The sequence below is a fragment of the Kitasatospora sp. NPDC051984 genome (genome assembly GCF_044593455.1).
Taxonomy (GTDB): domain Bacteria; phylum Actinomycetota; class Actinomycetes; order Streptomycetales; family Streptomycetaceae; genus Kitasatospora.
The window spans coordinates 91,978-109,712 of record NZ_JBIUCB010000012.1 but is presented as its reverse complement, the minus strand read 5'-3'; the positions used below and the strand labels follow the sequence as shown (position 1 = coordinate 109,712).

Sequence of the window (17,735 nt, the reverse complement as noted above, 5' to 3'; positions counted from 1 at the left end):
GTCCGGACGCCGCCCGGGCCGCTCACCTTCACCGCCGAGCTCGGGGCGGTCCTGTCGGCGGCCGCCGGGGAGGCGGTGACGGTCAGGGGGCGACGAAGCCGGAGCGGTAGGCGATGACCACGGCGTGGGTGCGGTTGCGGGCGCCGAGCTTGGTGAGGATGTTCGCGACGTGGGTCTTGACGGTCTCCGCGCCGAGGAACAGCGACCTGGCGATCTCCGCGTTGCCGAGTCCGGCGGCCATCAGGCGCAGCACTTCCTGTTCGCGGTCGGAGAGCGGGTGCGCGAACGGGGTGGCCTCGCGGCGGTGACGGAGTGCCAGGTCGCGCACCGAGTCGGGGAACATCAAGGTGTCGCCGAACGCGGCCAGCCGGACGGCCTGCACGATGGCCTCCGGCCGGGAGCGTTTGAGCAGGAAGCCGGCGGCCCCGGCGAGCAGCGCGTCGTGGACGCTGTCGTCGTTCTCGAAGGTGGTGATGACCACGACCCGGGGGGCGGGGACGACCGTGTCGAGGATCCGCCGGGCGGCCTGGATGCCGTCGAGTGCGGGCATCCGGACGTCGGTGAGCACCACGTCGGGTGTCAGGGTGCGGGCGAGTGCGACGGCCTGGGCGCCGCTCTCGGCCTCGCCGATCACTTCGATGTCGGGTTCGGCGGAGAGGATCACGGCCAGGCCGGACCGGACCAACGGTTCGTCGTCGGCGATCAGCACCCGGATGGGGTCAGCGCTCACGGGTCCCCTCCGGGGCGGTCGGTGGTTCGGTGAAAGGGCGGGCCAGGGTGATCGGCAGTCGGGCGGTCACTTGCCAGTGCCCGTCGACCGGGCCGAACTCGGCGTGGCCGCCGACGAGTTGGGCGCGTTCGGCGATGCCTCGGGTGCCTCGGCCGCCCCGGCGGGTGGGGCGGCGCGCAGCGGGCAGGGGGTTGGAGATCCGCAGGCGCAGCTCGCCCGCGGCGGCCTCGACGGTCACGTCCACGGGTGAACCGGCGGCGTGGCGGAGAGCATTCGTGAGGGCTTCCTGGACGATGCGGTAGGCCTCGCGGGAGACCACGGCGGGTGTGGTGTCGAGGTCGCCGACGGTGAGTGCGACGGGTGAGCCGGTGGCGCGGGCGGTGTCGGCGAGGCGGTGGATGTCGCGCAGGTCGGGTTGGGGGGTGCGGCCGGGGCTCTCCTCGCGGAGCAGGCCGAGGACGTGGTCGAGTTCGTCGGCGGCCGACCGGGCGGCTTCCTCGATGGCGGCGAGGGCGCGGCGGGCGTACTCCGGGTCTCGGTCGAGGATCCGGCCGGCGGCCGCGGCCTGCAGGGTGACCACGCCGAGTGCGTGGCCGACGGAGTCGTGCAACTCCCGTGCGAGGCGGTTGCGTTCGGCGAGGCGGGCGCTGTGGCGTTCGGCCTCGGCGAGTTTCTCGGCGGCGGACGGTCCGAGCAGCGCGGGCGCGGAGCGTTCGAGTACCAGGCCCGCCGCCCGGGCGGCCGTCGGCAGCAGCACGGCGAGCAGCAGGCCGGCGGCGGGGCCGAGCCAGGCCGGAACGGCGCCCAGCCATCCGGGGGGCGAGTCCAGGAACGGGCGGACGGTCAGCAGCACGACGACGGCGGGCGGGACGGCCAGCGTGGCCCCGGAGACGGGCGCGCCGAGTCCGAGGTGCAGGACGGCCCAGGCGGCGGTCCGTCCGCGCGAGGCCGTCCCGTCGTCCGGGCGCTCGCCCCAGGGGCCGACCGGGAGCAGGGTCCGGACGATCGCCGACTCGAGTTGCCGGACGGAGGGCAGGGTCGCGGCGGTGGCGGCGACCAGTGGCAGCGCGGCCAGGTAGGCGACGATCTGGAACACCAGTGACCGGAGCAGCGAGGTGGCCGGGGCTGTCGGTTCGAGGACGAATCCGAGGGCGATGTTGGTCACGAAGCAGAACGGCGTCATCATCGCGCCGCCCAGGATCAGCAGCGCCCAGCGCCGCAGGGCCGCCCGGCCGATCAGGGCCCGGGCGGTCCGGCGGACCTCCCCCCGTAGCGTCACGCCGGGATCATCCCACTCCGGTCGCCGCCGTCCTCGGACGCCCCCTGCCCGGCGGGTGCGGCGGCGGCCTGGACCACCATCAGGGCCAGCACGGTGGCGAGCACCGCGCCCGCCAGCGTCTGGAACCCGCCGACGAGTGCCAGGCCGCGCATGTCGTCGCCCTTGTTCAGCGGGGTGCTGAGGGACGAGGTGATCAGCCAGAAGAACCCCCAGCCGAAGGCCGTCCCGGTGCCCACCCAGGCCGTGATCAGCCACCGGAGGGCAGGTCGGCCGTCCTGCCGCTGCCGGGTCACCGCCAGCATGGCGATCAGGCCGGCCAGGATGATCAGGGCGTACCCGCTGTCGACGATCAGGGACTGGCTCGCCGTGCGGGTGTCGCCGGGGCGAAGGGCGTGGCTGCCGAACGCCCAGGACAGCTGGATGCCCACCGGGATCAGGCCGAACGCGGCGACCCCGGCCGCGATCAGCCGGCGTGCCCCGGCGGCCGGGCCGGTGGGCAGGTCGCGCAGGCGCAGCGTGAACACGCCGGCCCAGCGCTCGCGGGCGTGCAGCACGAACCCGGCGACCAGTCCGAGTGCCTGGAGGCCGAACCCGCCGTAGACCAGGGCGTACACCCAGCCGTCGATGAAGTCCTGGCCCGGGTTGCCGGAGGAGGAGAAGCCGTCGGTGAGCGCGCCGACCACGGCCGCGACGGGTACCACCAGGGCGATCGGTGCGAGCAGGCCGGTGGCCACCCACATCGGCAGGATCAGCAGCCAGCCGGGGATCCGCCGTCCCCAGGGGCGGGCCAGGGCGAGTGCGAGGGCGGCCGCGATCGCGTCCATGCCGAGGGTCGCCAGGTTGGCGCCGATCATGGCGCCGCTGTGCATGCCGTCGCCGTGCACGCCGATGCTGCTGCCCGCGACCCAGGCGGCCTTCAGCGTCAGGTAGGGCAGAGTGGCGGCGATCGTTCCGGCGCAGATGAGCGTCCGCAGGCGGCCCCGGCGGGTATTTGCCGGGAGGTTCGGTGTCGTCATGGCTCCGACGATCCCAATGGCCGGGGGTGGGTCGATTCCCCCGGACAGGGGACTCGGCTCCCCCGTTCGGGGGAGCGCGGCCCGCCGGTGGGTGACGGTCCGTACCGGTCCGCGATAGGTGCGGGGGTGCCAACCGGCAAGCAGGAAGGACTGCCAGTGAATCCGATCGAGCGCGCGCTGCGTGCCGTCGACCGCACCCAGCAGCGGCACCGGCCGCCGGCCGCGGTGTTCGGCGTGATCAAGAAGTACGGCGACGACCGGGGCGGGCTGCTGGCCGCGCTGATCACCTACTACGGTTTCGTGTCGCTGATCCCGCTGCTGCTCCTGCTCTCCACCGTGCTGGGCTTCGTGCTGCACGGTCATCCGGGGGCGCAGGAGGCGGTGGTCAACTCCGCGCTGGCCGATTTTCCGATCATCGGCGACCAGTTGCGGGAGAACGTGCACTCGGTGCAGGGCAGCGGGCTGGCGCTGGTGATCGGCATCCTCGGCCTGCTGTACGGCGCGCTGGGCATCGCGCAGGTGCTGCAGCACACGATGGCCGAGGTGTGGAACGTCCCGGGCGTGCGGCGGCCCGGTTACTGGCCGCGGCTGGCCCGCAGCCTGGCACTGTTCGGCGCGCTGGGCATCGGACTGGTGGTGACCACAGCCGCTGCGGCGCTGGTCGGCACCACGCTTGCGGGCACGCTCGCCCGGGTCGGCGGGCTGCTGCTGTCGGCGGTGCTGAACACCGCGGTGTTCATGGCCTGCCTGCGGATCCTCACGCCGAAGGAGGTGCCGACCCGCCGCCTGCTGCCGGGCAGCCTGCTCGCGGGCCCGCTGTTCACCGTCCTGCAGGCGTTCGGCGCGGTGCTGGTGGCGCATCAACTGCGCCACGCCACCGCCGTGTACGGCTTCTTCGCGACGGTCATCGGCCTGCTGTCCTGGCTGTACCTGGCGTCCCAGATCACCGTGTACGCGTCCGAGACGAACGTGGTGCTGGCCCGCCGGCTGTGGCCGCGCTCGCTGCTCCAGCCGCCGCTGACCGGACCTGACCAGGACGTGCTGGAGTCGCTGGCCCGCCAGGAGGAACGCCGCCCCGAGCAGCGCGTGGCGGTCGAGTTCGTCGCGCCCGAACCGGAGCCGGAGGAGACCGAAGCTGTGCCCGAGCCGAAGCCCGAGCCGGAGAAGGACGGCGACGAGGAGGGGCCCGAGGAGCGGCGGTAGCCTCCCACAGCCGCCCGACGGAAACCTCGCATTCGCTCAAATCGCTTCGCTTTCATCGCAGTTGAACGGACACTGTTGGCGACGGCCGGGCCACCGGCCGCACCTGATTTCCTTCCGGCGCCGCCGCCCGGCGGTGTCGGCCGTCGAGGAACTTGGGAGAGCCGATGAGCAGTCCGATGAGCAGTGGGAGCGAGGCGAAGGCGCCCGGCCGGTCCGGGCGGTGGCGGCTGATCGGGGCCGGCGCGGCGCTGCTGGTCGCGGTGGCGGCCGGCGTGGCGTGGTGGCTGTGGCCCGCGAACGACGCCTCGCCACGGGTGGTGGCGGGGACGGTCCAGGCAGTGGTGCTGCCCGCGGACGAGGTCAGCAAGGCAGTCGGCAGCACGCTGAACGAGCAGACTCGGGCGAGTGAACCGGCGCCCCCGCTGCCGGCCGACCCGCCGGGCTGTTCGGTGGCGGTCGGACCGGCCACCACCGTTGTCTATCAGGGGGGTTGGACGGCGTTCGTGTCGGTGGCGCAGCAGGACTCCGCCACGTCGACGGACCACACCGCCACCCAGACCGTCGGCCGGTACGCCACCGCCGACCTGGCGTCGGAGGTGTTCGGCACGCTCGCCGACGGGCTCAAGGCGTGCACCACCGCCGTCCGGGACGCCTCCGGCGCGAACGCCTCGCGCTGGACGTACCGGGTGGACAGCGCCACCGACACCGCGCTGACCTGGACGGCCACCCAGGACCACGGCGACGGCTGGGCGTGCTACCGGGAGGCCCGGCTGGCCGGGTCGACCGTGCTGCAGTCGGCGGTCTGCCAGGCCGGTGACGGCCGCCCGGCCGCCCGCGCGCTGGCCGACCGGATGGCGGAGCGTGCCAAGTGACGGGCCGGCTGCGGAAGTTGGCGACCCTTACGCTGGCCTGCACGGCCGCCCTGTTCGCCCTCGCGCCACCGGCCGGCGCGGCCTCCTCGGACGGCGCGGCGTCCTCGGCCGGCGCGGCCGCGATCGAGCCGGTCGCCCCTGGCAGCGCCTACTCCCCCACCCTCAACAACCAGCTCACCACGTTCAACCGCCAGTTGGCCGAGCTGCCGACCCAGCAGAGCCTGGACGGGCAGCAGGCCGACCTGGACCGGCGGACCAGCGCGTACAACGAGCAGTCGAAGGCGGTGCTCGACGCGCTCGACGCCAACGACGAGAAGATCCGGCAGCACAACGAGGTGGTCGCGCAGTACCCGAACGGTGCGCCGCCGTCCGTCGCGGATGCGCTGAACGCCGAAGCCGATGCGATCAATTCCGAACAGAAGCAGCTCAAGGACAAGGCCAGCAAGATCGCGGACGAAGGCGAAGCGATCAAGTCCGGGCAGGCCGACCTGGACAAGCGCAAGGGCGAACTGGCCTCCAAGCGCAGCACCTTGCAGAGCGCCCGCGGCTACTTGGTGGACCAGATGGCCACCGAGTTGCTCGCCCGGCTCGCCACCCCGCCCGCCGCCACCGACCCGGGCACCGCCGTCGACCGCGTCCGGCCGTCCGTCACGGCCACCCGCACCGACGGCGGCGACCGGGCCTCCGGCGCGCTGCGTCGCGGGCCGTTCGACTCGTACGCCGACCGGCACGGCGTCACGGTCGACCCCCGGCCGGTCGACGCCGTGCTGTCCCCCGGCGCGCTGACCAAGTTCGCGATGGCGAACGCGGGCACGGCCGGGCCGACCCGCCGTTTCGACGCCCTGGCCACCCAGGGCGACGGCACCTACCGCGGCCTGTCGCTGCGCGACCCGTCCCGGCCACCGACCGCCGCCGAGCGCGCGTTCGACGACACACTCAACACCGGCGGCGCGGCGGTCACGCTGGTGAACGGCAAGCGGGCCGTGATCAGCGGCACCGACGAGGTCGAGGCCCCGACACCCGCGTCCGCCGTCCCGCCGCCTCGCAACCTCGCGCTCGGACTGGGCGGCCGGGTGCAGCCGTTCGCCGAACGGTACGGCTACGAGCACCTGATGGACCTCACCAAGGCCCAACTACGCCGGGAGCTGATCGGCCGGCTCGAGGACCCGAACTATCGGATCCACGTCTCACTGAAGGACCTCAGCAAGGCCGACCTGCCCAACGTGCTGGCCCGCGGCCGCGCGTACGAGGACGGCATGCGCACCTTCCCGTTCGACGCCAACGGCCGGATCCCCGCCTACGCCGCCACCTGGGAACGCGCCCCGGGCGTCACCGACTGGGAGATGTACCTGATCCACACGCTGCCCGGCGTGCTGGAGCGCACCACCTTCTACGACGAGAACGACAACGCGGTGCCGGACCCGTTCTGATCCGTCTCCCGGCTGTCGGTGGCCGCCGATACCGTCCGGGCCATGACTGATCGTGAGATGTACGCCCCCCTGCGGTTCTTCGAGTACGACCACCGGCCCGGCTCGTACTGCCTGCTGCTGTCGGACGATCGGATGGTCGCGGTGGACGAGGTGTTCGAGGCCGCCGGGCAGCCGAACGGCGGCTACAGCTGGGAGGCGGTGGCCCGTTCCGCGGTGCGTTCGCGCGCGCCGCACTTGGAGGGCCGGTTCGGCTACGACCCGGAGGCCGGCATGTTCGTGGCGTACGGCGAGGACGCGGCGGCGCTGCGCGAACTCGGCGCGATGCTGTCCGGCGCGTTCCACGACCGGCCGACGCTGCGCGAGCTGATCGACGCCGCCGAGCCCGACTGGTTCGACTGATCGGCGCCCCAGCCGACCGCGGACCCGCCGCGTCCCCGGAAACGCGGACACGCCGACGGCCGCTCCCTCCCGAGGTGAGGGGCGGCCGTCGGCGTGTACGGGTGGTCCGGCGGGGCGGACCGGTCAGCGGGTGACCGTAACACTTGGTCAGACCGGCATTACTTGGTCAGACCGGCATTACTTGGTCAGACCGGCGACGACCGAGCAGACCGGCCAGGCGCCGGGGCCCTGGGAGGCGAGCACCTTCTCAGCGACGGAGATCTGCTGCGCCTTGGTGGCCAGGTTGGCCTGCGGGGCGTACGCGGTGCCACCGAACGCGGCCCACGTGGAGTTGGTGAACTGCAGACCGCCGTAGAAGCCGTTGCCGGAGTTGATCGCCCAGTTGCCGGTCGACTCGCACTGGGCGACCTTGTCCCAGGTGGACGCGTCGGCGGCGTGGGCCCCGGTCGCCGTGACGAGTCCGGCCACCGGCAGAACGGCCACTGCGGCACCCGCCACGATGGCGGCACGGACGCGCTTGCGGGTACGGCTGCCCTTCTCGGCGGTGGCGGCGGCGGTCGTGGCGGTGGCGGTCTCGTTACGGAAGATCATGCGAATCCTTTCGGCTGCCCCGGGCAGGCAAGGCGGAACCAGGGCCCTGGCGGGCCTGCTGCTTCACGCCTGTTGATCGGACGGTGCGGTCGGTTGACCGACCTGCTCTCCGTCGCGGTCACCCTGCCCGTGCGATGCGACTCGGTGGCCGCTCCGGGGCGTTGATGTCGGGTGATCCCGGGTAGTGCGCCCTGCACTGGTTACGAAGCTACGGGCGTTCTGGCCGATGTCCAAGCATTCGAAGGTCTGTGCAGGTCAGAGCCGCATTACCGGCGGTAAATCGGGCTTCCGCGGCCCGTCGGCCCGCGATTTTCCGGGCCCGGCCGGCCCGTCTTGTGACCGGCCTCACCGGCTTTCAGCCTCCCCCGCCGGCGCACCGCACACGCCGCGCAGTCGAGCGGCAACCGACTGCCGATCGCCCGCCCTTCCGGCGGTGGGCCGGGCCACAACGGTCACGGTCCGCTCACTCGCCGGGCACCGACCGTGGCGAAATCGGCGCCTCAGGGCGGTGCGCCTCAGGGCGGCGCGCCGCAGGGCGGCGCGCCGCAGACAGCGCGGCTCAGGAGAGCGCGGTGAGCACCCGCGGCCCGTCCTCGGTGATCGCCACGGTGTGCTCGGAGTGCGCGCCGCGCGAGCCGTCCGCCGAGCGCAGCGTCCAGCCGTCCCGGTCCACCCGCAGCTCCGCCGTGCCGGTGCACCACCACGGCTCGAGCGCCAGCGTCAGCCCGGGGCGCAGTTCCAGGCCGCGCCCCGCCCGTCCGACGTTGGCGATGTGCGGGTCCTCGTGCATGGTGCGGCCCAGGCCGTGGCCGCCGAAGTCGGTGTTGATCCGGTAGCCGGCCGCGTGGCCGACCTTGGCGATGGCCGCCGACAGGTCGCCCGTGCGGTTGCCGGGCACCGCGGCGGCGATCGCCGCGTCCAGGGCGGCCCGGGTGGAGTCGATCAGGCGGACGTCCTGCTCGGCGGCCGTGCCCGCGATGACGGTGACGGCGGAGTCGGCGACCCAGCCGTCGATCGACACCGCGAAGTCCAGGCTGATCACGTCGCCGTCGCGCAGCACATAGGGGTGGGGCTGCCCGTGCAGCACCGCGTCGTTCACGGACAGGCAGATCACGTTGCGGAACGGGCCGCGGCCGAACGACGGCGCGTAGTCCCAGTAGCAGGAGACCGCGCCGCGCTTCTCGATCAGCTTCCTGGCCTGGTGCTCCAGGTCCATCACCTGGCGGCCGGGCTCGACCATCGCGGACAGTTCGGCCAGCGTCTCGGCGACGAACCGGCCGGTGACGGCCATCTTCTCGATGGCCTGTGGGGTCTTGTACTCGATCACGACACGCTCCCTGCACAGCGGCAGCGCGCCGCCCGCTCCGAGGCTGCCGGTATTTGAATACCGGCGGGACGGGGACACCCTAGCAGCAGAACGGTATTTAAATACCGCCCACTTCAGCTGCCGTCGGACCCGCTCCCCAGCATCGCCTCGACGGCGGCGCGCGCCTGCCGGGCCGGGGCGTCGGTACCGGCGATCGCGGCGGTGACGATGGCACCCTCGGCGAGCAGCTGGACGGGCGCGGGCTCGGCGAGGCCGGCGGCGGCGCACCAGTCGGCCAACTGCCGGTGGAAGGCGTCCTTGTGGGAACGGACCTCCTCGAGCACGGCCGGCGAGGCCGGACCCATCTCGCCGAACGCGTTGATCCAGGCGCAGCCCCGGAAGCCCGGCTCGGCACACCAGTCGGCCAGCCAGTCGAACGCGGCCAGCAGCCGGGCCCGCGGCTCGGCGTGCGCCTCGGCGGCGGCGGTGAGCCCGCCCCGCCAGCGCAGGTCACGGCGGCGCAGCACGGCCACCACCAGGTCGTCCTTGGTGGGGTGGAGGCGGTAGATGCGCTTGAGCGGCAGCCCCGAGGCGGCCCGCACCTCGTCCATGCCGACCGCGCGGATGCCCTTCTCGTAGAACAGCGCTTCGGCGGAGTCCAGCAGCTTCTCGTGGTCCTGCCGGGTCTGCTCTTCGGTGAGCGGGGCGGGCATCGGCGCACTCCTGCGGGGGATTGACATGGAGAACGGTCGTTCCCTAGCCTAGCGTCCGACGCCGATGGAGAACGGCCGTTCTCCACCTTTCGAACGAGGGGCCCACCATGACCGAGGACCGACCGCCCCACCCGCCGTTCACCCGCGACAGCGCGCTCGCCAAGGTCCGGGCCGCCGAGGACGCCTGGAACAGCCGCGACCCGCAGCGCGTCGCCCTCGCCTACACACCCGACTCGGTGTGGCGCAACCGCGACACCTTCCTCACCGGCCGCCCCGAGATCATCGCCTTCCTCACCGCCAAGTGGGCCCGCGAACACGAATACGCCCTGCGCAAGAACCTGTGGGCGTTCGACGGCGACCGGATCGCCGTCCGCTTCCAGTACGAGTGGCACGACGACGAAGGCCAGTGGTGGCGCAGCCACGGCAACGAGCTGTGGGAGTTCGACCCGACCGGCCTGATGCGGCGGCGCGAGGCCAGCATCGACGACGTCCGGATCGATGCCGCGGACCGCCGCATCCTCGGCCCCCGGCAGGACGGCGAACCCGAGCTGCCGGTGCGATAGGCCCTCTCTTCCGGATCCTGCCGGGCTCCCGGGCGGGGCGACGGCGGGCCACCGCGGTCGGTAGCGTGGCGGCATGGTGCGAATCCCCCTCACCCCCGAGCAGATCGAAGCCGGCCGGCGCCTGGGCGCGCTGTTCCGCGAAACCAGGGCCGGCCGCGACCCGGTCGCCGTCGCCCAGAGCGCCGGCATCTCCCCCGAGACCCTCCGCAAGATCGAGATGGGCCGTCTCCCCAGCCCCGGCTTCGGCACCGTGGTCGGCCTGTGCGCCGCGCTCGACGTCCCGCTGGACGACGCCGCCCAGGTCTGGCTGGGCGTGGTCGCCGACGACCGGCGCGCCGCCGGCTGACCCCACTCCAGCACCGTCGCCCTGACCGGGGCCCCGCCTCAGGCGGTCGCCAGCACCGCGTACCGCTCGTCCGACACCGGGCCGCCCCACAGTTCGGCGTCCTGCGACAACGGCTCCACCCGCAGTTCACGCACCAACGGCCCTACCGCACGGGCAAGTTGTTCCGCGCTCGCACCACCCGCCCACGGCAGCTCGCCCACGCCCTCCGCGTACGGCTCCGACTCCGCGCCCGCCTCGCGCCACCGGCCCTCGATCAGCACCAGCCGGCCGCCCGGGCGCAGCAGGGTGGTCCAGTGCCGCAGCGCCGCCTCCGGGTCGGGCAGCGTCCACAGCAGGTGCCGGCAGAGCACGGCGTCGAACCGTTCGGCTTCGACGGGCGGCCGCGAGGCGTCCCCCACCATGAACCGCCCGGCGAGCCCCGCCCCGGCCAGCTTCGCCCGGGCCCGCTCCACCATTTCGGCCGCCAGGTCCACCCCCGTCACCCGGTGCCCGGCCTCCGCCAACAGCCGCGACAGCGACCCCGTCCCGCACCCGGCGTCCAGCACGTCCAGCGGCCCGCCGGGCACCCACTCGGCCACCCGCCGTACCCAGGCCTGTCGGGTGGCCTCGGCCCCCAGTCCGTGATCGGGCTCCTGGTCGAAGGCGGGAGCGGCGTCGTTCCAGTACTCGGCGATGACGTGCAGGCGGGTGTCCATCCGAGCACCCTCCCATCCGCCGCCGACAATCAGCGGCCCGAACGGATCGCCAACTTCCGCTTTGCTCGTCCGGATTGCTCGGCCCTGAACGCCGAAGGTCAGGGCGAACCGAACAGGCTCTCCGCGCACCGGTGTTCGAGCAGCGTGGTGTCGGCTTCGATGTCCGCCACCGCCTGCCCGGGATCGCCGCTCGCCGTGCCGTCCAGGCGGAGGCTCAGTTCCCGGAACTCGTCCGCCAGCTTGAGGATCACCGTCCGGACATACGGGTCCGCCTCCGAACTCGCGGACTGCAAAGCGATGTTCGCCGCCCGCGCCGAGGCGGCCTGCCCCGCGCTTTCCGTCCCCGCCGACGCCGACGCCGACGCTGACGCTGACGCCGACGCTGCCCGGTACGCGTCCAGCGCCCGCTGCGCCTCGCCGCAGCCCGCCGGTGCGGCACCGCGGGAAGCGGACGACGAGGGCGCCGGGGGCGGCACCGCCGGATCGCGGTCGGTACCGTGCGGGACGAACAGAACCACACCGGCGAGCACGGTGGCAGCGGCCGCGACGAAAGCCAGCCCGGGCGTCAACCGAACGCGCCGCCGACGTGCCACCTCCACCCTTCCGCGCGGGCCCACCCAGGCAGCCGGCTTCAGCTGCACCACCGGGCGCAGCACCACGAACCCGGTCTCCCGCACCGGCGCGTCCGCCGCACGTTCCGTCCTCGCGGGCGGCTCGACGCCGACGAGCGACGCCAAGTAGCGCCGCCACCAGGGCACTTCGGGCCCGAGTCGGGGGCGGAACGGGGCCGGCGTCGGCCCATCGGCCATGAGCGAGTCCAGGTAGCGACGTCCGAAGCTCATGACCCGACCTCCCCCGGCCGCCCCGGCACCGGCACGGGCCTCTGGTCTTCGGGCTCCCCGGCCACCGGCGGTTCTTCGCCCCTCAGGACGGCCTGCGCGGAGGTGAACGACCCGATCTGCCGCAACAGCGCGGGCGCCGAGGCCCCGGCCGCCACCGCCGCGTACAGTCCGGTGATCTGGGAGTGCAGCAGCCACCCCGTGACCGCCCCGAGTGCGATCCGGCTCAGCCCGGCCGCCAGGTCCGCCGAGAAGTCGACGTAATGGCGCAGCGGCGGCATTCGCCGCCGTCTCTCCTGCCGCGCCCGGTGCCGCGCCGCCTGCCACGCCAGCAACCGCCCATTGGCGACCACCAGTTCGACCACCGCTCCCCCGACGGCGCCGTAACCGGCCGCGTGAGCCCAGTCCAACTCTCCTCCGCCCAAAGCAGGTTGATCCTCCGCGAGTGAGCATCCTGCATCCCCGGCCGCCAGTTCAAGACGGCCCCGCCGCAGCTCGGGCCGGCACCGGCATCCGTTCCCGGACGGCAACCTCCGCTTTCCGCGCAGGTAACCGGCGTGGAGTCTCAGGTCTCGACCCGGCCCGTACTCCGCGCGCGGGACGGGTGGTTGACGCACAGCAACTGCGCGATCCGGTCGGTGACTTCGACCAGCCAGTCCGGGTCGCCGTGCTCCCGCCCCCAGTGGGCGGCGCTCACCGCGCGGGCCTGGGCCCAGCGGCGGACGCGCCGGTGGTCGAGTTCGGCGGCTTCGGCGTAGATCGCGAGTCGGCGCAGCACGGCCCGCCGCAGGTCGCCTGCGGCGAGCAGGTCGTCAAATCGGCTGCGGAGCAGGGTGATTGCGTCGTAGGCCGGGTCGCCGACGTAGCCCTTGGGGTCGATGGCCAGCCAGGGTTCGCGCTCGGCGGGCAGGATGTTGCCGAGGTGCAGGTCGCCGTGGACGAGGGTGTCGGGCTGGTCGGGTCCGAGTTCGCGGACGGTGGCGATCGCGGTGTCCACCACGTGGCGCGGCAGCGGCCGGGGCAGCCGGTCGGCGTCCCTGCGGAGGTCGGCCGCCCACTGCCCGGACCGGTCGGCGAGGCGTGGCAGTCCGGACGGCGCGGGCACCGCCAGCCGGTGGGTGAGGCGTCCGGCGATGGCGACGGCTTCGTCCACGGCGACGTCCGGGTGCTCGGCGAGGGTGCGCCGGCCGGCCCGCTCCAGCAGCATCGCGAACCGGGCGTCGTCGCGCCGGAGCAGCCGCACCGCACCGCGGCCGCCCCAGACGGCGAACGCGTCCGCCTCATGTGCGTTGCCCGGGTGCGGGAACGAGACCTTCAGCACGGCCGGCCCCCCGTCGGCCGTCCGCACCGGCACCACGACCCCGACCTGCCCGTGCCCCACCGCCCCGTCCGGCCGACACCCCCACCGCTCCAGCAGCCCCCCGACCAGCACAGGCAACCCTGCCACCCACACCCGCCCCGGTTCACCCTCCCGAGCCACGGTGCTCCGCGCGAAGTCCTCCGGAATCCCGATCACGGTTTCACCTTAACTCGCAACGAAGGACCGGCCGTTGAGAGGTCGAATACGCTGCCCGGACACGGGTCCTCGCCGACCTGGCCGGGGCCGAGCCAGAGCTCCGGCGGCGCGAGTTCCTGGAGAACTTCCCCTTCGCCACCGGCCTGGTCGAGGAGCCCTGACGTCGATGGCCCTCCCTGGTCGGGCGCGCCGGGCGCGGTCGCGGTCGCGGTCGCGGTCAGCGCAGCTTCGTCCAGAGGAGTCGTTCGGCGCGGGCCGGGTCGTGGTGGACGCCGGACGCGGTGGCGTTCAGGCGCATGACGGCGCGGCCGGGGAGGTAGGGGGGCCAGGGCGGCAGCTGGTCGGCGGTGGGGTGGCCGTGGTGGGCGAAGGTGGTCCAGGCGCTGCGGAGGTGTGCGGAGAGCAGGGGGTTGTTCAGCAGCGGGTCGTTCAAGTGGCCGAAGACGGGGCCGAGTTCGGCCATGTGGCAGGCGCCGAGGGCGCCGTCGAGGGCCGGGGAGGGTTCGGTGAATTCGTAGAACCAGGTGTCCGCGCCGTGGGCGGCGCGGGCCTCGGCGATGCGGAGGGCGGGCACGCGGTAGCCGTGGTCGGTCATCACGGCCGAGAACAGGTCGGCGGCGGTGGCGTGCGGTCGGGTCTCGGCGTAGGTGGCGCGTGCGGCCACGGGGTCGAGGCCGAGGGCGGCGAGGAAGCCGTGCAGGAAGCCGTCGTTGATGCGGTCGGCCATGCCGAGCGGGACGAGGAACAGGCGGAATTCCTCGGCGGTGACGCCGGTGAGCAGGTCGAGGTGGCGGCCCGCGCCGGCGGCGATGGCGTCTACGGGGCGTTCGGGCAGCGTGGCGGTACCGGCGACCGGCAGGACGGTGGTGCCGCCGCCGGCGGACTCGCCCCACTGGGCGGGTTCGGTGCTGCGGGCGATCTCCTGGGCGAGTCGGCCGTTGGCCGCGGCCAACTCCGCGGGCGGGACGGCGGCGAGGCCTTCGACGGTGCACTCGACACCGGCGAGTTCGGCCAGGCGTTCGGTGATGCGGCGCCCGGTCTCGGGGGTGTGGGCGTGGTGTCCGGCGCCGCTCTGGGTGATGGCGCGCCGGAACAGGCCGTCGGCCGAGGGCATCGTCATGAGCGCGGTGATGCCGATCGCTCCGGCGGACTGCCCGAAGACGGTGACGTTGCCGGGGTCGCCGCCGAACGCGGCGATGTTGTCGCGCACCCATTCCAGCGCGGCGATCTGGTCCAACAGGCCGAGGTTGGCGGTGCCGTCGGGCAGCAGCAGGAAGCCTTCGGCGCCGAGCCGGTAGTTCAGGGTGACGCAGACGACGCCGTCGCGGGCGAGGACGGTGCCGTCGTAGGTGCGCAGCGAGCCGGAGCCGTTGCGGAAAGCGCCGCCGTGGATCCACACCATGACGGGCAGTCCTTCGCCGGGCGAATGCGGCGCCGGCGTCCAGACGTTGAGGTTGAGGCAGTCCTCGCCCTGCGGGCCGGCCTCCACCAGCAGTCCGGCCATCGCGGGGGCGTAGCCGGGCTGCGGGGCGCTGGGGCCGGGGACGAGCGCGTCGCGCACGCCGCTCCATGGTTCGGGGGCCCGGGGCGGCCGCATCCGGTCGGCGCCGAACGGCGGTGCGGCGTAAGGGATTCCCAGGAAGGCCGCGGTGCCGTCGTGGAGGCGGCCGCGGACCTGGCCGTGGCGGGTGCTGACTATGACGCTGCTCATCGGATGTCCAGTTTCGAAGGGGCTCGGGGCAAATGGAGCCTTTCGCCCGATCAGCGTCTCCGCAACCGAATTCCCGCAACCGAATTCCCGCTGCCGGACGCCCAGTTCAGCCGCTGAACGCCAGCCGCAGCGCCAGCACGGCGACCAGCCCGTAGCCCGCCGCGTACGTCGAGCGCCGCACCCGGGGGCCGAGCTTCGCGCCGGCGAAGGCGCCCGCCGCGGCGAGGAGGTGCTGCCAGACCAGGGAGGCCAGGAAGACGCCGGTGACGAAGGCGGTGGCGCCGGCCCGGGCGTCCGCGCCCCGGGCGGTGATCAGGGCGGTGAAGTACAGGGCGGTCAGCGGGTTGACGAGCGTCAGCAGGGCGAAGCGGACGAACGCGCGGGCCGCGCTGCCGACCGACGGGGCCTCGGCGGGTTCGGTGGGTTCGGCGGTGCGGCGCAGGCCGAGCAGGCCGTGGACGGCGATCGCGCCGAGCAGCAGGGCGGAGACGGCGCGCACCGCGCTCTCGTGGCCGGTGAGCAGGTGGGCGACCCGGGGGCCGGCCAGTACGGCGACCGTGGCGTACGCGCCATCGACCGCCGCGACCGCCGTCGCCCCGCCGGCGGCGGGGGCCCAGCCGCGGCGGCCCTCCTGCAGCAGCAGGACCCCGACCGCGCCGAGTGGCACCGCCACCCCGAGTCCCGCCACTACGCCTTCGACCGCCGCGCTTGTCGCCATCCCCTCACGATGGCGGCCGGACCCGCCCGCCCGCACCTCATTTTCGCCCCACCCGGCAGCCAACGCCCTTGCGAACAACGAGAGTTCATTCGACCTGCGGCGGGCAGCCCGCTCCCCCGCGCCGCTGGTGCGCGGCCTGCCGCGCGAGCACCGAGCGGTAGGAGAGCAGGGACAGCACCGAGTCCGCGGACAGCACGGACGCGGCGCTCCGCCAGGAGCCCACCGACAGCACCGAGCACGACGAGCCGACGCTGCCGAGCGACAGCGCCGAGCCCACCGATCCGATCGACAGCACGGAGTACGCCGACCCGATCGACAGGAACGACCCCACCGATCCGATCGAGAATCCCGCTTCCAGCGCCCTGCGCCACGCGTCCCGGCAGTTCACCACGACCAGCCCTCCACACATCCGAAGCGATTAACCGAATGTCAGTCATATCCGACGGACGGGCCACTCGGCGCCCGGGAGCGCCTGCTTGAATGGGGACCGGTCGCCCGATGGGCGGAAAGTCGCAGGTCGGAAGAGGTCAGGGATGGGCGCGATGGGCGCCGAGGTGCTGTCGCTGGGGCTGCTGGGCGTCGTGCTGGTGAGTGCGGTGCGGCGGCCGTTCGGGTGGCCGGAGGCGGTGGTGGCGGTGCCGGCGGCGGGGCTGCTGGTGGCGGTCGGCGCGGTGTCCCCGGCCGCGGCATGGGGTGAGCTGGGGCGACTCGGACCGGTCGTGGGGTTCCTGGCGGCGGTCCTGGTACTGGCCCAACTCTGCGACGACGAGGGGCTGTTCGAGGCGTGCGGCCGCTGGATGGCGAGCACCTCGGGCGGCCGTCCGGTGCGGCTGCTGGGCCAGGTGTTCGGGGTGGCGGCGGTGGTGACGGCGGTGCTCAGCCTGGACGCGACGGTGGTGCTGCTGACGCCGGTGGTGGCCGCGACGGCGGGCGTCCTCGCCGTCCGGGCCCGGCCGCACGTGTACGCGTGCGGGCACCTGGCCAACACGGCGTCGCTGCTGCTGCCGGTGTCGAACCTGACCAATCTGCTCGCGTTCACCGCCAGCGGCCTGACCTTCGGCCGGTTCACCGCACTGATGGCACTGCCGTGGCTCGGCGCCGTCGGCGTCGAGTACCTGCTGCTGCGCCGTTTCTTCGCCGCCGAACTCGCCGTCCCGGCCGCCCGGCCCGCGCCCGCCGAACGCCCCCGGCTGCCCCGGTTCGCGCTGCTGACGGTGGCGGGCACGCTGGCCGGCTTCGTGGTCGCCTCGGCGCTCGGCGTCTCCCCGGCGTGGGCCGCGGCACTCGGCGCGACGGTGCTGGCGGTCCGGGCGCTGGCGGCGGGACGAACGGACACCCGCCGGATCGTGCACGCGGCGGCGGTGCCGTTCCTGGCCTTCGTACTGGCGCTGGGCGTGGTGGTGAAGGCGGTGGTGGACAACGGACTGGCCGGGTGGCTGGCCGCGCTGGTCCCGTCCGGCGATTCGCTGCCGACGCTGTTCGCACTGGCGGGCCTGGCCGCGCTGCTGGCCAACCTGGTCAACAACCTGCCCGCCACGCTGCTGCTCGTCCCGCTCGCCGCACCGTCCGGCCCGGGCGCGGTGCTGGCCGTCCTGCTGGGCGTCAACATCGGCCCCAACCTGACGTACGCCGGCTCGCTCGCCACCCTGCTGTGGCGGCGCATCGTCCAGGACCGCGCGATCGACGACGGCGGCCTGCGCACCTTCACCCGCCTCGGCGCCCTCACCACCCCGGCCACCCTGGCCACCGCCGTACTGGCGCTCTGGGCGTCCCTCCGCCTGCTGGGCACCTGAGGGCGCCCACGCACT

The 17,735-nt window shown here is 73.8% G+C and carries 20 protein-coding genes; 7 read left to right on the top strand and 13 right to left on the bottom strand.

The window, feature by feature from the left end:
* Positions 1–82 precede the first annotated feature (82 nt).
* From ACIHEI_RS23295 to ACIHEI_RS23285, 3 genes are read right to left on the bottom strand one after another with little or no spacing between them, the layout of a single operon-like run.
* Positions 83–730: a response regulator gene (locus tag ACIHEI_RS23295; RefSeq protein WP_387642441.1), complete on the bottom strand. Its 648-nt coding sequence runs from the start codon at positions 728–730 to the stop codon at positions 83–85.
* The gene (locus tag ACIHEI_RS23290; protein ID WP_396607945.1) at positions 720–2,009 is read right to left on the bottom strand and encodes a sensor histidine kinase; all 1,290 of its coding nucleotides are present in this window, start codon (positions 2,007–2,009) and stop codon (positions 720–722) included. Before ACIHEI_RS23290 ends, ACIHEI_RS23295 begins: the two co-directional genes overlap by 11 nt.
* Entirely contained in the window at positions 2,006–3,025 is a 1,020-nt protein-coding gene (locus tag ACIHEI_RS23285; protein WP_396607944.1) for a hypothetical protein, read from the bottom strand. Before ACIHEI_RS23285 ends, ACIHEI_RS23290 begins: the two co-directional genes overlap by 4 nt.
* Positions 3,026–3,181: 156 nt before the next feature.
* Here ACIHEI_RS23285 and ACIHEI_RS23280 point away from each other — a divergent pair, with 156 nt between their 5' ends.
* From ACIHEI_RS23280 to ACIHEI_RS23265, 4 genes are all read left to right on the top strand, one after another.
* Positions 3,182–4,228, top strand: coding sequence for a YihY/virulence factor BrkB family protein (locus ACIHEI_RS23280; protein ID WP_396607943.1), 1,047 nt, complete (start codon positions 3,182–3,184; stop codon positions 4,226–4,228).
* A 176-nt stretch (positions 4,229–4,404) separates the two neighbouring features.
* Positions 4,405–5,100 (top strand): sensor domain-containing protein, encoded by a 696-nt coding sequence (locus ACIHEI_RS23275; RefSeq protein WP_396607942.1) that lies wholly within the window; start codon positions 4,405–4,407, stop codon positions 5,098–5,100.
* Positions 5,101–5,117: 17 nt separating this feature from the next.
* Complete coding sequence (locus ACIHEI_RS23270; RefSeq protein ID WP_396607941.1) at positions 5,118–6,530, top strand: hypothetical protein; 1,413 nt, start codon at positions 5,118–5,120, stop codon at positions 6,528–6,530.
* 42 nt (positions 6,531–6,572) lie between these two features.
* Complete coding sequence (locus tag ACIHEI_RS23265; protein WP_396607940.1) at positions 6,573–6,929, top strand: immunity 51 family protein; 357 nt, start codon at positions 6,573–6,575, stop codon at positions 6,927–6,929.
* A 177-nt stretch (positions 6,930–7,106) separates the two neighbouring features.
* On the opposite strand, the gene ACIHEI_RS23260 is transcribed toward ACIHEI_RS23265, so the two are convergent.
* The 3 genes from ACIHEI_RS23260 to ACIHEI_RS23250 all read right to left on the bottom strand — a co-directional run bounded on the left by ACIHEI_RS23260 (position 7,107) and on the right by ACIHEI_RS23250 (position 9,539).
* Positions 7,107–7,520, bottom strand: coding sequence for a transglycosylase family protein (locus ACIHEI_RS23260; RefSeq protein ID WP_396607939.1), 414 nt, complete (start codon positions 7,518–7,520; stop codon positions 7,107–7,109).
* A gap of 559 nt (positions 7,521–8,079) precedes the next feature.
* Entirely contained in the window at positions 8,080–8,847 is a 768-nt protein-coding gene (gene map / locus ACIHEI_RS23255) for a type I methionyl aminopeptidase (RefSeq protein WP_387863319.1), read from the bottom strand.
* Between the two features lie 113 nt (positions 8,848–8,960).
* Positions 8,961–9,539 carry a TetR/AcrR family transcriptional regulator gene (locus tag ACIHEI_RS23250; protein ID WP_396607938.1) on the bottom strand — a complete coding sequence of 193 codons (579 nt, stop codon included), beginning with the start codon at positions 9,537–9,539 and terminating at the stop codon, positions 8,961–8,963.
* Between the two features lie 107 nt (positions 9,540–9,646).
* Between ACIHEI_RS23250 and ACIHEI_RS23245 the strand changes: the two genes are divergently transcribed.
* Both ACIHEI_RS23245 and ACIHEI_RS23240 read left to right on the top strand, forming a co-directional pair.
* On the top strand, positions 9,647–10,102 hold the full coding sequence (locus tag ACIHEI_RS23245) for a nuclear transport factor 2 family protein (RefSeq protein ID WP_396607937.1): 456 nt from the start codon (positions 9,647–9,649) through the stop codon (positions 10,100–10,102).
* Positions 10,103–10,175: 73 nt separating this feature from the next.
* A complete protein-coding gene (locus ACIHEI_RS23240; protein WP_387642462.1) occupies positions 10,176–10,448 on the top strand; it encodes a helix-turn-helix domain-containing protein in 273 nt (90 codons plus the stop codon).
* A gap of 38 nt (positions 10,449–10,486) precedes the next feature.
* Here the strand turns inward: ACIHEI_RS23240 and ACIHEI_RS23235 are convergent, their stop codons facing one another.
* The 7 genes from ACIHEI_RS23235 to ACIHEI_RS23205 all read right to left on the bottom strand — a co-directional run bounded on the left by ACIHEI_RS23235 (position 10,487) and on the right by ACIHEI_RS23205 (position 16,318).
* A complete protein-coding gene (locus ACIHEI_RS23235) occupies positions 10,487–11,143 on the bottom strand; it encodes a class I SAM-dependent methyltransferase (protein WP_396607936.1) in 657 nt (218 codons plus the stop codon).
* A 98-nt stretch (positions 11,144–11,241) separates the two neighbouring features.
* Positions 11,242–11,802, bottom strand: coding sequence for a hypothetical protein (locus ACIHEI_RS23230; protein WP_396607935.1), 561 nt, complete (start codon positions 11,800–11,802; stop codon positions 11,242–11,244).
* A 179-nt stretch (positions 11,803–11,981) separates the two neighbouring features.
* Complete coding sequence (locus tag ACIHEI_RS23225) at positions 11,982–12,392, bottom strand: hypothetical protein (protein WP_387863309.1); 411 nt, start codon at positions 12,390–12,392, stop codon at positions 11,982–11,984.
* A gap of 155 nt (positions 12,393–12,547) precedes the next feature.
* Positions 12,548–13,498 carry an aminoglycoside phosphotransferase family protein gene (locus ACIHEI_RS23220; RefSeq protein ID WP_396607934.1) on the bottom strand — a complete coding sequence of 317 codons (951 nt, stop codon included), beginning with the start codon at positions 13,496–13,498 and terminating at the stop codon, positions 12,548–12,550.
* Between the two features lie 217 nt (positions 13,499–13,715).
* Positions 13,716–15,209, bottom strand: coding sequence for a carboxylesterase/lipase family protein (locus tag ACIHEI_RS23215; protein ID WP_396607933.1), 1,494 nt, complete (start codon positions 15,207–15,209; stop codon positions 13,716–13,718).
* A gap of 106 nt (positions 15,210–15,315) precedes the next feature.
* A complete protein-coding gene (locus ACIHEI_RS23210; protein WP_387863302.1) occupies positions 15,316–15,927 on the bottom strand; it encodes a LysE family transporter in 612 nt (203 codons plus the stop codon).
* A gap of 85 nt (positions 15,928–16,012) precedes the next feature.
* A complete protein-coding gene (locus ACIHEI_RS23205) occupies positions 16,013–16,318 on the bottom strand; it encodes a hypothetical protein (RefSeq protein WP_396607932.1) in 306 nt (101 codons plus the stop codon).
* 142 nt (positions 16,319–16,460) lie between these two features.
* On the opposite strand from ACIHEI_RS23205, the gene ACIHEI_RS23200 reads away from it, so the two are divergent.
* Positions 16,461–17,720 carry an SLC13 family permease gene (locus tag ACIHEI_RS23200; RefSeq protein WP_396607931.1) on the top strand — a complete coding sequence of 420 codons (1,260 nt, stop codon included), beginning with the start codon at positions 16,461–16,463 and terminating at the stop codon, positions 17,718–17,720.
* Positions 17,721–17,735 lie beyond the last annotated feature (15 nt).

Excerpts from the sequence above, each read along its gene's own strand:
- ACIHEI_RS23285 (WP_396607944.1), bottom strand. The coding sequence starts at position 3,025 with ATGACGACACCGAACCTCCCGGCAAATACCCGCCGGGGCCGCCTGCGG.
- ACIHEI_RS23265 (WP_396607940.1), top strand. The coding sequence starts at position 6,573 with ATGACTGATCGTGAGATGTACGCCCCCCTGCGGTTCTTCGAGTACGAC.
- ACIHEI_RS23235 (WP_396607936.1), bottom strand. The coding sequence starts at position 11,143 with ATGGACACCCGCCTGCACGTCATCGCCGAGTACTGGAACGACGCCGCT.
- ACIHEI_RS23245 (WP_396607937.1), top strand. The coding sequence starts at position 9,647 with ATGACCGAGGACCGACCGCCCCACCCGCCGTTCACCCGCGACAGCGCG.
- ACIHEI_RS23275 (WP_396607942.1), top strand. The coding sequence starts at position 4,405 with ATGAGCAGTGGGAGCGAGGCGAAGGCGCCCGGCCGGTCCGGGCGGTGG.
- ACIHEI_RS23215 (WP_396607933.1), bottom strand. The coding sequence starts at position 15,209 with ATGAGCAGCGTCATAGTCAGCACCCGCCACGGCCAGGTCCGCGGCCGC.
- ACIHEI_RS23260 (WP_396607939.1), bottom strand. The coding sequence starts at position 7,520 with ATGATCTTCCGTAACGAGACCGCCACCGCCACGACCGCCGCCGCCACC.
- ACIHEI_RS23240 (WP_387642462.1), top strand. The coding sequence starts at position 10,176 with ATGGTGCGAATCCCCCTCACCCCCGAGCAGATCGAAGCCGGCCGGCGC.
- ACIHEI_RS23250 (WP_396607938.1), bottom strand. The coding sequence starts at position 9,539 with ATGCCCGCCCCGCTCACCGAAGAGCAGACCCGGCAGGACCACGAGAAG.
- ACIHEI_RS23210 (WP_387863302.1), bottom strand. The coding sequence starts at position 15,927 with ATGGCGACAAGCGCGGCGGTCGAAGGCGTAGTGGCGGGACTCGGGGTG.
- ACIHEI_RS23200 (WP_396607931.1), top strand. The coding sequence starts at position 16,461 with ATGGGCGCGATGGGCGCCGAGGTGCTGTCGCTGGGGCTGCTGGGCGTC.